At 61.6% G+C, this 14,955-nt stretch carries 9 protein-coding genes, 2 rRNA genes and 1 pseudogene; 5 read left to right on the forward strand and 7 right to left on the reverse strand.

The genetic code is table 11. From position 1 onward, the window contains the following. Positions 1–100 (forward strand): 5S ribosomal RNA (rrf, locus tag CKW22_RS26905); the annotation flags it as partial. A 109-nt stretch (positions 101–209) separates the two neighbouring features. Continuing rightward, a 5S ribosomal RNA gene (gene rrf / locus CKW22_RS26910) occupies positions 210–325 on the forward strand. Between the two features lie 53 nt (positions 326–378). Here rrf (CKW22_RS26910) and CKW22_RS26915 read toward each other — a convergent pair. The 4 genes from CKW22_RS26915 to CKW22_RS26930 all read right to left on the reverse strand — a co-directional run bounded on the left by CKW22_RS26915 (position 379) and on the right by CKW22_RS26930 (position 5,215). After that, on the reverse strand, positions 379–2,793 hold the full coding sequence (locus CKW22_RS26915; protein WP_095065597.1) for a TonB-dependent siderophore receptor: 2,415 nt from the start codon (positions 2,791–2,793) through the stop codon (positions 379–381). A gap of 171 nt (positions 2,794–2,964) precedes the next feature. Then, on the reverse strand, positions 2,965–3,933 hold the full coding sequence (locus CKW22_RS26920) for a FecR domain-containing protein (protein ID WP_033703541.1): 969 nt from the start codon (positions 3,931–3,933) through the stop codon (positions 2,965–2,967). Next, positions 3,930–4,433: a sigma-70 family RNA polymerase sigma factor gene (locus CKW22_RS26925; protein ID WP_033703538.1), complete on the reverse strand. Its 504-nt coding sequence runs from the start codon at positions 4,431–4,433 to the stop codon at positions 3,930–3,932. Before CKW22_RS26925 ends, CKW22_RS26920 begins: the two co-directional genes overlap by 4 nt. 92 nt (positions 4,434–4,525) lie before the next feature. Next, a complete protein-coding gene (locus tag CKW22_RS26930; RefSeq protein ID WP_033703537.1) occupies positions 4,526–5,215 on the reverse strand; it encodes a GntR family transcriptional regulator in 690 nt (229 codons plus the stop codon). A 205-nt stretch (positions 5,216–5,420) separates the two neighbouring features. Between CKW22_RS26930 and lapG the strand changes: the two genes are divergently transcribed. Together lapG and lapD are read left to right on the forward strand one after the other, a co-directional pair. Beyond that, entirely contained in the window at positions 5,421–6,182 is a 762-nt protein-coding gene (gene lapG / locus CKW22_RS26935; protein ID WP_156311542.1) for a cysteine protease LapG, read from the forward strand. A gap of 10 nt (positions 6,183–6,192) precedes the next feature. Continuing rightward, positions 6,193–8,139, forward strand: coding sequence for a cyclic di-GMP receptor LapD (gene lapD, locus CKW22_RS26940; protein ID WP_047583979.1), 1,947 nt, complete (start codon positions 6,193–6,195; stop codon positions 8,137–8,139). Positions 8,140–8,275: 136 nt separating this feature from the next. Here the strand turns inward: lapD and CKW22_RS26945 are convergent, their stop codons facing one another. The 3 genes and pseudogenes from CKW22_RS26945 to CKW22_RS26955 all read right to left on the reverse strand — a co-directional run. Further along, on the reverse strand, positions 8,276–9,634 hold the full coding sequence (locus CKW22_RS26945) for an HlyD family type I secretion periplasmic adaptor subunit (protein ID WP_156311540.1): 1,359 nt from the start codon (positions 9,632–9,634) through the stop codon (positions 8,276–8,278). 7 nt (positions 9,635–9,641) lie between these two features. Then, the gene (locus CKW22_RS26950; RefSeq protein WP_033703532.1) at positions 9,642–11,798 is read right to left on the reverse strand and encodes a type I secretion system permease/ATPase; all 2,157 of its coding nucleotides are present in this window, start codon (positions 11,796–11,798) and stop codon (positions 9,642–9,644) included. A gap of 44 nt (positions 11,799–11,842) precedes the next feature. After that, a pseudogene (locus tag CKW22_RS26955) lies at positions 11,843–12,108 on the reverse strand (channel protein TolC); the annotation flags it as partial. A 453-nt stretch (positions 12,109–12,561) separates the two neighbouring features. On the opposite strand from CKW22_RS26955, the gene CKW22_RS26960 reads away from it, so the two are divergent. Further along, the coding region (locus CKW22_RS26960) for a retention module-containing protein (RefSeq protein ID WP_143500823.1) at positions 12,562–14,955 on the forward strand (2,394 nt) is incomplete at its 3' end.

Below are 14,955 nucleotides of genomic sequence, written 5' to 3' on the forward strand. Positions count from 1 at the left end.
CATTGGAACCACCTGATCCCATCCCGAACTCAGTAGTGAAACGATGCATCGCCGATGGTAGTGTGGGGTCTCCCCATGTGAGAGTAGGTCATCGTCAAGATTCATTTCGCAAAACCCCTATCTGCGCGAGCAGGTAGGGGTTTTGTCTTTAAGTAGAAGCCATAGAAATTCGCGGGCACGTCTTCAGGACGGGCCGGCACACAGAATTTCTTGACGACCATAGAGCATTGGAACCACCTGATCCCATCCCGAACTCAGCAGTGAAACGATGCATCGCCGATGGTAGTGTGGGGTCTCCCCATGTGAGAGTAGGTCATCGTCAAGATTCAAACCCAAAGCCCCTGTCTGCATCGCAGACAGGGGCTTTGTCTTTTCGGGTCAGAATTGATAGCTGACCGTTGCGCTGACGTTGCGCTCTTCACCCATGTAGCAATAGTTCAGGCTGGCACATGAGGTGACGTAGCTCTCATTGGTGAGGTTGTTGGCGTTCAGGCGCACATCCACCCCCGTCAGGCCAACCTTGCCCAGGTCGTATCCGATCGAGGCATCAAACAGTGTGTAGGAGGGCACCTTCATGCTGTTTTCCGCATCCACCCAGCTGTACCCTACATAACGCACCCCACCGCCCAGTCGCAGGCCGTCCAGCGGCCCCTGGCGGAAGTTGTAGTCGGCCCACAGCGAAAACATCTGCTTGGGTGCCTGGGTGGGCGAATTACCCTTGTTGTCCAGGTTTGCTGCCACCAAGCTCGGCATCGTCTTGGCATACTCGATGTCGGTAAAGGTGTAGCCGCCCAACAGCTTGAGGTTGTCGGTCAGCTGAACATGCGCCTCCAGCTCCAGGCCTTGTGAGCGTACTTCACCCACCGGGCGGTAGAAGTCTTCGTTCGGCTGCTTGGAGGCCAGGTTCTCCTGCTCGATACGGAACACCGACGCGGTAAACAGGTTGTCACTGCCGGGCGGCTGGTACTTGATACCCGCTTCCCACTGAGTGCCCTCGGTCGGTGCCAACGGCCGGCCTTCCTGGTCGGACACGGTATTGGGGTTGAACGACTCCGAGTAGCTGACATAGGGTGCCAAGCCGTTCTCGAACAAGTACAGCACGCCCGCTCGGGTGGTGAACTTGGAGCGCTGATCGTTGACCTTGGTGTTGCTGTCGCGATTCTCCTCGGAGACCTTCACCCAGTCCTGGCGCAAGCCCAGCGAGAAGCGCCATTGGTCCAGCTCAACCAGGTCCTGCAGGTACACACCCGTTTGCTGCAGGCGGCGCTGATAGCGGTTTTCACCAAGTACCTGGAGGTTGCCATTGCCATATTGAGGGTTGCCGGCATCCAGCGGGTCGACCGTGCCGTAACGCCATTCCACGTCGGCCTTGCGGCGCTGGTAGTCGGTGCCAAGCAGCAAGGTGTGCTTGGCCGCGCCGGTGAAGAACTCCGCCTGCAGCATGTTATCGATGATGTACGAATGCAGGCGCTCGTCGCCCCCGGTGTAGGCGCGGTTGAGGATGTTGCTGTCGGCGTCGGCCCAACCGGCCGAATACACCTGGTCCATCGTTACGTCAGAATCCTGGTAGCGGAAGTTCTGCCGGGCGGTGAAGACGTCGTTGAAACGGTGCTCGAACTGGTAGCTGAACGACTGCTGGGTACGCTCGTAGTTGTCGACCCCAGGCTCACCTTCAAAGAAGTGGTCTGACAGGCGCAGCCCGTTGCGCTTGTGCAGCATGCCGTCAGCCGGGTTACCCCCGTGGTAGCCACCATTGGGGTCGTGCTGCAGGTATGCCTGCAGCGTCAGCGAGGTGTCTTCGGTGAAGTCGATGCTGATAGCCGGTGCGATGGCGTAGCGTTCTTCCTTGTTATGGTCGAACTGAGTATCAGAGCTGTCCGCCAAGCCTGTCAGGCGATAGGCAATACGCTTGTCGTCATCGACCGGGCCGCTGAAGTCGAAGCCCATGCCACGCTGGCCTTGGGTACCGACGGTGGCCTGCACCTGATGGAAGGGCGTAAACAGGGGCTTCTTGGTGGTCAGTGCCACCAGGCCCCCTGGCGAGCTGCGGCCATAGAGTACCGAAGAGGGCCCTTTGAGGATGTCGATGCGCTCCAGAAAGTAAGGGTCCACTTGCATGGTGCTGTAGGTGCCGTTGTCACCCATGGACTTCAGGCCGTCAACGTAGATGTTGTCGACCGAACCGTCGTTGAAACCGCGCATGGCCACATAGTCGTAGCGGTGGGTGGCGCCATAGGGGTTGGTCAGCACCCCAGGCGTATAGCGCATGGCCTGGGCGACGGTCTGCGAGCCCTGGTCATCTATCTGCTGGCGAGTCACCACCGAGACCGACTGTGAGGTTTCCACCAGGGGCATGCTGGTCTTGGTCGCCACCTGGCTGTGGGTGGCGTTGTAGCCATCCATGCTGCCCAAGGCATTGCCCAGGGAGAAGCTGCGGATATCGGTGTCTGGCAGCGACAGTGCGGCGTTGTCTGGCTGGGCCCGCAGCACATAGCTGTGCCCACCCTGGCTTACGGCCTCCAGGCCGCTCCCATTGAGCAATTGGCGCAGCGCCTGATCGGCCGAGTACTGCCCTTGCAAGCCACGGGATTGCAGCCCATTGGTCAATTGCGGTGTGCTGGAGAGGGTGATCCCCGCCTGACGGGCAAACTGGTTGAGCACATCGTTCAGTTCGCCGGGCGCAATCGCATACTGCTGGCTGACCTGCGCGGCTTCAGCGGCCAAGGCTTGAAGGGGCAGGGCGCTGATACCCAGTGCGGTACCGAACAGGGCTGCCCGAACGGCCTTGCGCAGGCTGGCTGAATTCAAGACAGGTCGAAAATCATTCTCGTTAGTGCGGTGTGTAGAGGTAGAGACAATGGGCATGAAAGCGTCCGTTGAAAGGTTGAGGGCAGAAGGCGTTGCTTACTGTCCTAGCCGGATCGATGCCCAAAACCCGCCAAAAATATCCCCGCAGGGGTGAAGTCAGGCCATGTGCTCGACGCGGATCCACCAACGTGTGCGTTGGCGAAGCCTGACCGGGAGCGTTTTTGGCAGCAGTTGCAGCAGTTGCTCCGGGTCGTCCAGGCGGAACACACCGGACAGGCGCAGATCGGCAATGTCATCGCTGCAAGCCAGGTAGCCATGGCGATAGCGGCTCACTTGCGCGAGAAAATCGTGCAAGCGCATGTCGCGGGTCACGATCAGCCCTTCGCTCCAGGCCATGGGGTCCATATCCACGCGATCCAGGCGTTGTGCACCGCTGGCATCCAGGCGCCAGTGCTGGCTGCTGTCGATCCATTGCACCTGGCCATTCCCCGGCCGGTGTATCGCCACCTTTCCCTGGCTGACGCTGACGCGGGTGCAGGCGATATCCTGGCGTACCACAAAGCGAGCATTGAAACCTTCGAGCAAGGCCTCTTGCGTCTGTACCAACAGGGGGCGCGTCTGATCCTGCGCTTCGCTGCAGGTGAGCATCAGCTCCCCTTGCTTGAGGTGAACCAAACGCTGCTGCTGGTCGAAGGCCAGGTCCACCGCACTGCGCGTGTTCAGTTGCATCAATGAGCCATCGGGCAGGTGCAATCGCCGCCGTTCGCCAGTAGCAGTGGCGTAGTCCGAAGCCCAGGCGCTGACGCTATCGAGGTCTCTGGCCAGCCAGGTGGCGGAGCCCACCAGGGCGACGCCGCCAAGCAACTTGAGCGCCTGGCGCCGGTGCAGGCGCCGCTGGCTGGTTTCCAGGGTGTGCAAGGCAACCCCAGCGCCGGGGATGGTGCGCAGGTCAAGGTCCTGGTGCAGGTGTATCACCCGTTGCCAGGCCAGTTCGTGCTCATGCCGCGCGCTACGCCACTGCTCGCATTGCTGCAGCAGGGCAGGGCTGCTACCGCTCTCTCGCAGCCTGAGCAGCCACTGAATGGCTTGCTTGACCGCTTTGGCCGACGGCGCGACTACTGTCATCGCTCGTCTTCAAAGCGCAGCAGGTAGCAATGGTAAAGCGCATCGGCGATATAGCGCTCGACGGTGCGTACGGATATGCCCATCTGCTCGGCGATGGCCTGGTGTTTCAGCCCATCGCACTGGGCCAGCAGAAAGGCGCGGCGCACCTTTGGCTTGAGCCCTTCGAGCATGCGCGCGATACGCTCCAGCAGCTCCAGTAGCACTTCGCGGGTCTCGGCCGAGGGGGCCTGTGTTTCCGGCAAGTGAGCCAGGGCTTCGAGGTAGGCCCGGTGCAGTTCTTCACGGCGCCAGTGATCGATCACCAGCCCACGTGCCACGGTCCGCAGAAACGCCCTTGGCGTGTTCAGCTGTACTTGCTCGCGACGCTGCAACAGCCGCACGAAGGTGTCCTGGGCCAGGTCCGCGGCATCGGCGGCATTGCCCAGCTTGCTGCGCAGCCAGGCATGCAACCAACCGTGGTGGTCACTGTAGAGCGTTTGCACGGAGTCATTGGAAGGCATGGAGGAGGGCGCTGGCTTCAATGGACATGAATGATAATTAGTCTCATTGTTTGCGGTGCCGGGCTAATTTGCAACCGTCTCATGCCGGCCTGTTATCGTGCCAACTGCGAATCCAGGTAAGCCCTGATCACGTGCGCGCCGGAGTTCAAGTGCTTCTCCAGCACGGCGATGGCTTCATCCACCAGTTTGTCGCTGGCCGCATCCACCAGCGCGTTGTGATCGTCCTGGGTGAGTTTCCCCAACCCCATGGAGGAAAGATGAAAGCGCAGAAAACGCTCTTCTTCGTTCAGTTCGTTCTCGATCAGGCGCAACAGCTTCTTGTTTGACGCCTTGCTGTACAGCGTCATGTGGAACAGGCGGTTGAGGCGGCCGAGTTCGGCGTGGCGGGTCTCATGCTCCAGTTGCAGGATGTAGCCGCGGGCACGGGCGATGTCGTCGGCATCAAGCAGCGGAATGGATTGGCGCAGCGCCTCGCTTTCGAGCAGAACACGCAGGGCATAGGTGTCCACCGCGTCCTCGCCGATCAACGGCGCAACCACAGCGCCCTTGTGCATCTCCACGTTCAGCAGCGATTGTGCTTCAAGTTGGCGCAAGGCCTCGCGCACAGGCATGCGGCTGACCCCGAACAAGGTCGCCAGCTCTTGCTGACGCACAGCGGTGCCTGGCGGTAGTCGCCCATCAAGAATGGCGCTGCGCAGGCGCTCTTCGATAACAGCACGTGCCAGGTGTGGGGGTAGCTGTTCGCTAGCCAGCACGTTGCTCAGTTTAATTTTCTCGGCCACGCGGAGTCTGCCTCGACCATAACGAAAGTTGGATCCAATGACACTAGTAACAGGCAAGGGGGCTTGTCAAACCGTCAGCCGCATTGGAGCGGGTGACCCAAGGCCGCGGCTATGGTGTATGAAGTCGCTTGGCAAAGGAAGCGGCACATACAACGAGATAGCCATAAAGTTAGTATGGCCCATCCCCAGGTTGCGTGATTGCAGGATGCCATTGTCTTTTGCACAGCGAGGCCGCACCATCGCTGCTTTCGACTGGTCTGAACAGGTCTTCGCAGTGGCGATATCCTGGATGTTCAAAACCGCTGTGCGACGTGTCGGCCTTGCCGCGCTGCTGGGTAGCTTGCTACTGGGCGGTTTGCACGCGGATTGGGATTTTTCCCAGATCAGTCGCAAGTCGCAGGCCCTGTATGGCCCGCTTGGCGCAGGCCAGGGGCGTATCGACGCCTGGCAGAACCTGATGGCCACGCAGAAGCAGGCCACCGAGCTGGAGCGGCTGCAGGTGGTCAACCGCTTCTTCAACCAGCAACTGCGCTACGTCGAAGATATCGATCTGTGGCATGAGGTCGATTATTGGGCCACGCCGGTCCAGGCACTGATCAAGGGGGCAGGTGATTGCGAGGACTACGCTATTGCCAAGTATTTCAGCCTACGGCGCATGGGCATCCCCAGCGAAAAGCTGCGTATCACCTACGTCAAGGCGTTGCGGCAAAACCGAGCGCACATGGTGCTGACCTACTATTCAAACCCACAGGCTCAACCGTTGGTGCTCGACAGCCTGATGGATGCCATCAAGCCGGCGAGCCAGCGTCCCGACCTGCTGCCGGTGTATGCCTTCAATGGTGAGGGGCTGTGGCTGACAGGCGCCGCCGGCAACAAGAAGGTAGGCGATACCAAGCGGCTGTCACGCTGGCAGGATTTGCTGAAGAAAATGCAGGCCGAAGGGTTCCCGGCCGAGCCGGTTTACTGAAGGAGCACAGATGTCACTGTTCAAACAATTGCTGTTGGCCATTTGCCTGTTCCTGGTGGTCGCCTTCAGCGGCAGCTTCATGGTCAGCCTGGAGAGCTCGCGCAGCCAGTACGTCAACCAGCTGCGTTCGCACGCCCAGGACGCAGCCACTGCCCTGGCGCTGTCGCTTACACCCAACATCGACGACCCGGCGATGGTCGAACTGATGGTCAGCTCGATCTTCGACAGTGGCTACTATGCGAGCATCAAGGTCGTCGACCTGGGTTCCAATGCCGTGTTGGTGGAGCGCCATGCCGAGCCTGACCGAGGGGGTGTGCCGGCCTGGTTCGTCCACCTCATTGGCCTTGAAGCGGCCGGTGGTGATGCCATTGTCAGCCGCGGATGGCAGCAGGCCGCCCGGGTGGAGGTGATCAGCCACCCGATGTTCGCCATCGCCAAGCTCTGGCAGAGCGCCTTGGGCAGCCTGGGCTGGTTGCTGCTGTGTGGTGCTGCCAGTGCGGTGCTCGGCGCGTTGTTGCTGCGCCGCCAGTTGCGGCCACTGGACTACATGGTCGAGCAATCCCATGCCATCGCCCGGCGCGAATTCCTCAGCCTGCCAGACCTACCGCGCACACCCGAGCTGCGCCGTGTGGTGCAGGCGATGAACCAGATGGTCGAGAAGCTCAAGGCGCTGTTCACCGAGCAGGCCGAGCGCAGTGAGCGGTTGCGCGCCGAGTCCTACCAGGACAGCCTCACCGGGCTGTCCAACCGCCGCTATTTCGAGATGCAGCTCAACACCCGCGTCAGCAACATGGAGGAAGCCCGGGCCGGTTACTTGCTGTTGCTGCGGGTGCAGGGGCTGGCAGGCCTCAACGCGCGCCTGGGCGGGCAGCGTACCGACCAGCTGTTGCAGGCGGTGGGCGAGCAACTGCGCCGTACCTGTGCTAGCTACCCAGAAACCAAAGACCTGATTTCGCGCAGCCGTGGGGGCGAGTTCGCCGTGCTGGCGCCGGGTATGGTGCACGAGGAGGCCGTACAGCTTGCCCAGGCGTTGGAGGCCACCCTGCAGAGCCTGCACGAGACTGGCGCCAGTGATGTCAGCCCGGTCGCGTGCATCGGCCTCGCGCCCTTCAGCCCCGGCGATGCGCCACAGGCATTGCTGAAACTTGCCGACGAAGCCCTGGCTCTTGCCGAAAACCAGCCGGCACCCGGCTGGGTCTGTCTCGAACAGGGTGCAGCTGCGGTAGCGGGCGATAGCCATCATGCCTGGCATGAGCGGCTCGACCAGGCATTCGCCAATGGGCGTTTCGAGCTGTTTTTCCAGCCGGTGGTGGACTGCGAAACAGCGCAACGGGTGTTGCACCACAAAGTCATCTCGCGCTTGCACGATGAGCAAGGCGAGGCACTGCCCGCCGGGCGCTTCCTGCCTTGGCTGGAGCGCTTCGGCTGGATGCCGCGCCTGGATGTGCTGGTGCTGGAAAAGGTGCTCGCTCACCTGCGCAGCCATGATCAGATGCTGGCGCTGAACCTGTCCGCGGCAACCTTGGCCGACCCCAAGGCGCTGCAACGCGTCTACGAGCTGCTAAGCCAGCATGCGGCGCTGGGCCCGCGGTTGACGTTCGAGATCGGCGAAGAGCAGCTGCCCGACCAGTCTGCCCTCGAGCAACTGACCCGACGCCTGCACGCGCTTGGCTTCGGGCTGGCGCTGCAGCGCTTCGGCGGCCGTTTCAGCATGATTGGCAACCTGGCACACCTGGGCCTGGCGTACCTGAAAATCGATGGCAGCTATATCCGCAACATCGACCATGAGCAGCACAAGCGCCTGTTCATCGAAGCGATCCAACGCGCCGCACACAGTATCGACCTGCCGTTGATTGCCGAGCGGGTCGAGACGGAAGGCGAGCGGTTGGTGCTGCGGGAGATGGGCGTGGGTGGTATTCAGGGGCAGCTGGTGGGTGAACCTGCACCCTGGCGCTGATACTTCCCCGTGTAGTCGCGGAGCGGCCCCAGGTTCTGTGGCGCAGCAAAAATCGCCGGGGCCGCTTTGCGACCCTTTCCGACCGGTCCGGCGCCCCGGCAAGGCCGCTCCTACACACACACAGCCGTGCGTGGCGTTAACGCTCGCGCAGGGCTTCCGAGCGGGCCTTCATGATCGGCTTGAGCAGGTAGCTCATGATGGTCTTCTTGCCGGTCATGATATCCACCGTCGCCACCATCCCGGGAATGATCAGTAATGGCTTCTCGTCAGTGCCCAGGTGGCTGCGATCGGTGCGCAGCTTGATCAGGTAGTACGTGGTCTTTTTGTCTTCATCGGTGATGGTGTCGGCACCGATCTGCTCCAGCTTGGCCTTCAGGCCACCGTAAATGGTGTAGTCATAGGCGGTGAACTTGACCGTCGCTTCCTGCCCTGGATGCAGGAAGGCGATGTCCTTGGGCAGGATCTTCGCTTCGATGACCAGGGTGTCGTCCAGCGGCACGACCTCGACGATGTCGCTACCCGGCTGGATCACTCCACCGATGGTGTTGACCAGCAGCTGTTTGACGATACCGCGCACAGGTGAGGTGACCATGGTGCGGTGAACCCGGTCGTCCAGCGCCTTGCTGGTGGCCGTGGCCTTGCTGAGCTCGGTGCGTGCCTCATTGAGCTGGGTCAGCGCTTCGCTGCGGAATTTGCCACGGGTTTCTTCGATCTTGCTCTGTACTTCCCGAATGGCCGCCTCGGCACGCGGGATGGCCAGCGCGGTGGAATCCATCTGGCCACGGTTTTCCACTTCGGCACGGCGCAGGCGCAGCACTTCGACCTGGGAGATTGCGCCCTGGGCTACCAAGGGCTCGGACATCGCAATCTCCTGGCGCAGCAGTTGCAGGCTGTTGGCGTACTGCGCGCGCTTGGAGGTGTATTCGCGCAGCTCCTGCTGGCGCTGTACCAGCTGCTGCTGCAGGCCACCGATCTCGTCCTGCAGTTGCTGGCGCCGGCTCTGGTAAAGCGATTGCTCGTTGGCTGCCTGGTTGGGCGCGGCCTTGCTCAGGGCCTCATCGATTTGCAGCGGACGGTCTTCGACCTCGGCACTCAGGCGTTCGACGCGCAGCGCCATGGCCAAGCGGTCGGCCTCGGTTTCGCCGACGTTGGAGGCGAAGCGGGTTTCGTCCAGGCGCAGCAGGGGCTGGCCGATTTCGACGATCTGCCCTTCCTTGGCGTAGATTTCGGCGACGATGCCGCCCTCGAGGTTCTGGATCTTCTGCACCTTGGAGGACGGAATGGCCTTGCCTTCGCCGCGCGTGACTTCATCGATCGGCGCCACACTGGCCCAGACGATCAGGAATACGAAAAACGCGATCACACCCCAGATGGTCAGGCGCACCACCCGCGGTGCATCCTCGATCAGCGCCTTGTTGACCTCGGGCAGCGGCTGCCCGCCGAGCGAATCGGAGCCCTTGAAGTAGCGCCGCAGGCCATCCTTGAACTGCCCCATATCGAGCTTATGCAACACTGATCTGCCCCTTCTTCAGCGCATCCATGACCGCGGCTTTCGGGCCGTCGGCGACAATCTGCCCGCGATCGATGACGATCAGCCGGTCCACCAGCGACAGCAACGAGGCGCGGTGGGTCACCAGCAGCACCGTCTTGTTCTCGATCACCGCCTGCAGGCGTTGCTTGAGGCGCTCTTCACCGGTGTTGTCCATGGCGCTGGTCGGCTCGTCGAGCAGCAGGATCTGCGGGTTGAGCAGCAATGCACGGCCCAGGGCAACGTTCTGCCGCTGGCCGCCGGAGAGGTTCTGGCCACGCTCGCCCACTTGCAGCTCATAACCGTCGGGGTGCAGCCGGGCAAACTCATGAACACCTGCAAGTTCTGCGGCCTGCAGGATCATTTCGTCTTCGATGTAACGTGCGCCGCTGACCAGGTTGTCGCGCAGGGTGCCGGCCATCAGCTGGATGTCCTGCGGCACATAGCCGATGTTGTGGCGCAGTTCGCTGACGTCGATCTGGCGGATATCCACGCCATCGACCAGCAGTGACCCGCCGTCGGCTTCATAGAGGCCCACGACCAGCTTGGCCAGGGAGCTCTTGCCCGAGCCGCTGCGGCCAATGATGCCGACCTTTTCGCCGGGGCGGATGGTCAGGTTGATGTTCTTCAGGGCCAGGTTCTGCTGGTTCGGGTAGGTGAACTCGACCCCGCGGAACTCAATGCTGCCCTGCAGTACCCGGCGGCTCAGCGGCCGCTCCTCGAAGTTGCGCTCCTGCGGCAAGTCCATCATGTGGTCGGTGGCGACCATGGTTACCTTGGCCTGCTGGTAGCGGGCCAGCAAGCCGTTGAGCTGGCCCAGCGGGCCGAGGGCGCGGCCGCTGAGCATGTAACAGGCGACCAGGCCGCCCATGCTCAGGTTGCCGTCGATGATCAGGTAGACACCCACGCAGATCATCGCCACGCCTGCCAGCTGCTGGATCAGCATGGTGATGTTCATCGCCAGGCTCGACAGCACCTTCACGCGCAGCTCCAACCGGCTGAGGGTGCCGAGGGTCTGCTCCCACATGTACTGGCGCTCGCTTTCGGCGTTGTTGACCTTGACGGCGTCCAGGCCAGCCAGGGTCTCGATCAGGCTGGACTGGCGCTCCGAGGCCAGGGCCATGGTCCGCTCCATGGTCGCCATCAGCGGCCGCTGCAAGGCATAACCGATGCCCAGGGCCAGCGGGAAGGCGATGATCGGGATCCACACCAGGTGCCCGCCAATGATGGCGATGACGATCAGGATCAGGAGGGTGAACGGCAGGTCGATCAGGCTGGTCAGGGTCAAGGAGGCGAGGAAGTCGCGCAAGCCCTGGAACTCATGGATGTTCTGGGCAAAGCTGCCGACCCGCGCCGGGCGGTACTTCATCGACATGCCGACGATACGCTCGAACAAGGTCGCCGAAATGATCAAGTCGGTCTTTTTGCCGGCAAGGTCCAGGCAAAGGCCGCGCAAGCCCTTGAGGATAAGGTCGAAGACGTAGGCGCCGGCGATGCCGACGGCCAGCACCCAGAGGGTCGAGGTTGCCTGGTTGGGCACCACCCGGTCATACACGTTCATGACGAACAGCGGCGCGGCCAGGGCGATCAGGTTGATTACCAGGCTGGCGGCGATGGCATCGATGTACAGCCATTTGCTGCGCAGCAGGGTGTCGCGGAACCAGGATTTCGCGCGCGGGATGAGGTTGCCGTGGTTGACGTCGAACTTGTGCTGCGGCTGGGCGAAGAACACGCGCCCGCTGTAGTCACTGAGCAGCGCTTCGCGGCTGACATGCACCTCGCCACCATCGCTCTCGCTAAGCAGCAGGCGCGCGGTGTCTTCGTTTTCCCAGCCCAGCAGCACGGCGCTGCGGCCTTCCTTGAGCAACAGCATGGCCGGCATGGCGATACTGGGTATCTGCTCCAGCTTGCGCTGCAGCAGCCGCCCCTGCAGCCCTGCCCGGGCCGCGGCACGGGGCAGCAGCTCGGGGCTCAGGCGCTGGGCAGGCAGTGGCAGGCCGGTGGTCAGCATGACCCGGCTGGCGGGTTTCTGATGCAGGACACACAGGCTCAGCAGGCTATCCAGCAAGGGATCGTCATGCTGACTGCGTGGATCGTGGCTGAGTTGGACTCGACTGACTTCGGATTCCACGCGGCGCTCTCTTCATCCTTGCGGTGGGTGGGGCAGGGTGTGCCTCAGTTCAGGCCTGACAGGCTCACCCTCGGTTTCAGATCGTTCTGCACAACGGTGGCCATCGGGGCTACGACACCCTGATTCTTGAGCAGTGGCCAATGGTCGCCTTGATTCGATACTGAGTAAACAATTGTATGTTCTTCACCGCTACCAGACGACGCTGGCTTAGTGAAGGTTACAGCTTGGACTCCAGGTCAGGCTTGTCGCTGACGCCAGTGTAAAGGTTGAAGTTCATTCGCAGCATAGCCTGCCATTCGTTGTTATGGCCTGCGGGCTATCAAGGGTGGTCTGCATGGCTTCGGGCAAGGATTGTGCTTGTGAATAGGTGGCGGCTAGGGTGATGGGAAGAACGGTAAACAGTGAAGCACGCATTTTTGGCGAGTTCTCGAAAGCGCTGTTGTCCTGAATCACGGTTCAAGCTTTTCAGGGCCAGGAAAATGGCGCCAGAACTGACCGATGGGCGGGCTTCCGACCGGCCCTGGATTAGTACTAAAGGAAGGGGTGGCAAAGGTGCAAATATCAATGTGACATTACATTGCCGATTGTTTAGGATGGCGAGTATAAGGTCAATAGTTTGGCAGATAGTTAATTCCAAACAGTTATAGACGTAATTTTGACGTCAAATCCTCATCATATTAATCGACACAGATCCGCCTGAAGTGGCTTACAACAGCGCCGCTCTGGCAGGGAAGTACCCTAACCGGGTCACACGGAGAGTCCAATGAGCAGCGTTGTAGCCATCGTCAAAAGCATTGTCGGCCAGGTTATTGCGGTATCCCCAGAGGGCATCCGGCGTGTACTCATCGAAGGTGATCGCCTGTTGGCGGGTGAGGAAGTACTCACCGGCCCGGGCGGCGCGGTGACGCTCGAGCTGGCCGATGGTCGCCTGCTCGACCTGGGCCGTGACAGCCAGTGGAGCGCGGATGCGCCCTACAGCAGCACCGACCTGGGCCAGGCCACTGCGCAGGCTGCACCGTCGGTCGAAGAGCTGCAGCAGGCAATCGCTGCGGGTGTCGACCCGACTACCGAGCTTGAAGCCACGGCAGCAGGCCCGGCAGCGGCGGGCGGTGGTGGCGCGCTGGGGGGTGGCCACAGCTTTGTCATGCTTGAGGAGACAGCGGGCAGGGTCGACACGAGCATCGGTTTCCCTACCGGCCCATTAGGCTTTGCCGCGGCGCTGGAGTCTGAAGACGTTGGCGCGCTGGACACCAGCAACAGCAATCAGCAGGTCATACCGCCCACCACGCCGACCGATGTCTCCACCGCGCTTGTCCTCAACGCCACCCCTTCCATCTCCGAAGCGGGTGGCGTAATCGTTTATACCGCGACAGTTGGCCAGGCGCCGACGTCCAACCTGGTCGTGACCCTGTCCAACGGAGCGGTGATCGTCATTCCGGCAGGGCAGACCAGCGGTAGCGTCAATGTCACCATCCCGGCGAATGACACGCCGTATATCGACGGCGGGCAGATCTCGACGACCGTGACGGGTGCCACCGGGGGGAACGGTCTGATAGTGACCCTGCCGCAAACGCCGGCGGTTACGCAGATTACCGATACTATCGACACCACCACTGCGACCCTGACCGCCAACCCTTCGGTGACCGAAGGTGGCGTGATCACTTACACCGTGACCCTGAGCAACCCTGCCCAGACTCCGGTTACCGTGACCCTGTCGAACGGCCAGACCATCACCGTCGAAGCCGGCAAGACCCAGGGCAGCGTTGACTTCCAGACACCGGACAACGACGTCTACAACAACGGCTCGACTGTCACTACCACTATCACCGGCGCTACCGGCGGTAACTTCGAGCAACTGACGCCGAACCCGACCCCGGCGCAGACCACGATCAACGACTCGGTCGACAACACCACTGCGACCCTGACCGCGAATCCTTCGGTAACCGAAGGCGGCGTGATCACCTACACCGTGACCTTGAGCAATCCTGCCCAGACTCCGGTTACCGTGACCCTGTCGAACGGCCAGACCATCACCGTCGAAGCCGGCAAGACCCAAGGCAGCGTTGACTTCCAGACCCCGGACAACGACGTCTACAGCAACGGCTCGACTGTCACTACCACTATCACCGGCGCTACCGGCGGTAACTTCGAGCAACTGACGCCGAACCCGACCCCGGCGCAGACCACGATCAACGACTCGGTCGACAACACTACTGCGACCCTGACCGCGAATCCTTCGGTAACCGAAGGCGGCGTGATCACCTACACCGTGACCCTGAGCAACCCTGCCCAGACGCCTGTCACCGTGACCTTGTCGAATGGCCAGACCATCACTGTCGAAGCTGGCAAGACTCAAGGCAGCGTTGATTTCCAGACCCCGGACAACGACGTCTACAACAACGGCTCGACCGTCAGCACCACTATCACTGACGCCACTGGCGGCAACTTCGAGCAACTGACGCCGAACCCGACCCCGGCGCAGACCACGATCAATGACTCGGTCGATGTGACCACTGCGACCCTGACCGCGAACCCTTCGGTAACCGAAGGTGGCGTGATCACTTACACCGTGACCCTGAGCAACCCTGCCCAGACGCCTGTCACCGTGACCCTGTCGAATGGCCAGACCATCACCGTCGAAGCCGGCAAAACCCAGGGCAGTGTCGACTTCCAGACCCCGGACAACGACGTCTACAACAACGGTTCGACCGTTAGCACCACCATCACTGACGCTACTGGCGGTAACTTCGAGCAACTGACGCCGAACCCGACCCCGGCGCAGACCACGATCAATGACTCGGTCGACAACACTACTGCGACCCTGACCGCGAATCCTTCGGTAACCGAAGGCGGTGTGATCACCTACACCGTGACCCTGAGCAACCCTGCCCAGACTCCGGTTACCGTGACCCTGTCGAACGGCCAGACCATCACCGTCGAAGCCGGCAAGACCCAGGGCAGCGTTGACTTCCAGACCCCGGACAACGACGTCTACAATAACGGCTCGACTGTCAGCACCACCATCACCGACGCTACCGGCGGTAACTTCGAGCAACTGACGCCGAACCCGACCCCGGCGCAGACCACGATCAACGACTCGGTCGACAACACTACTGCGACCCTGACCGCGAATCCTTCGGTAACCGAAGGCGGCGTG

This window comes from Pseudomonas sp. Irchel s3f19, from assembly GCF_900187555.1.
Classification (GTDB): Bacteria; Pseudomonadota; Gammaproteobacteria; order Pseudomonadales; family Pseudomonadaceae; genus Aquipseudomonas; species Aquipseudomonas capeferrum.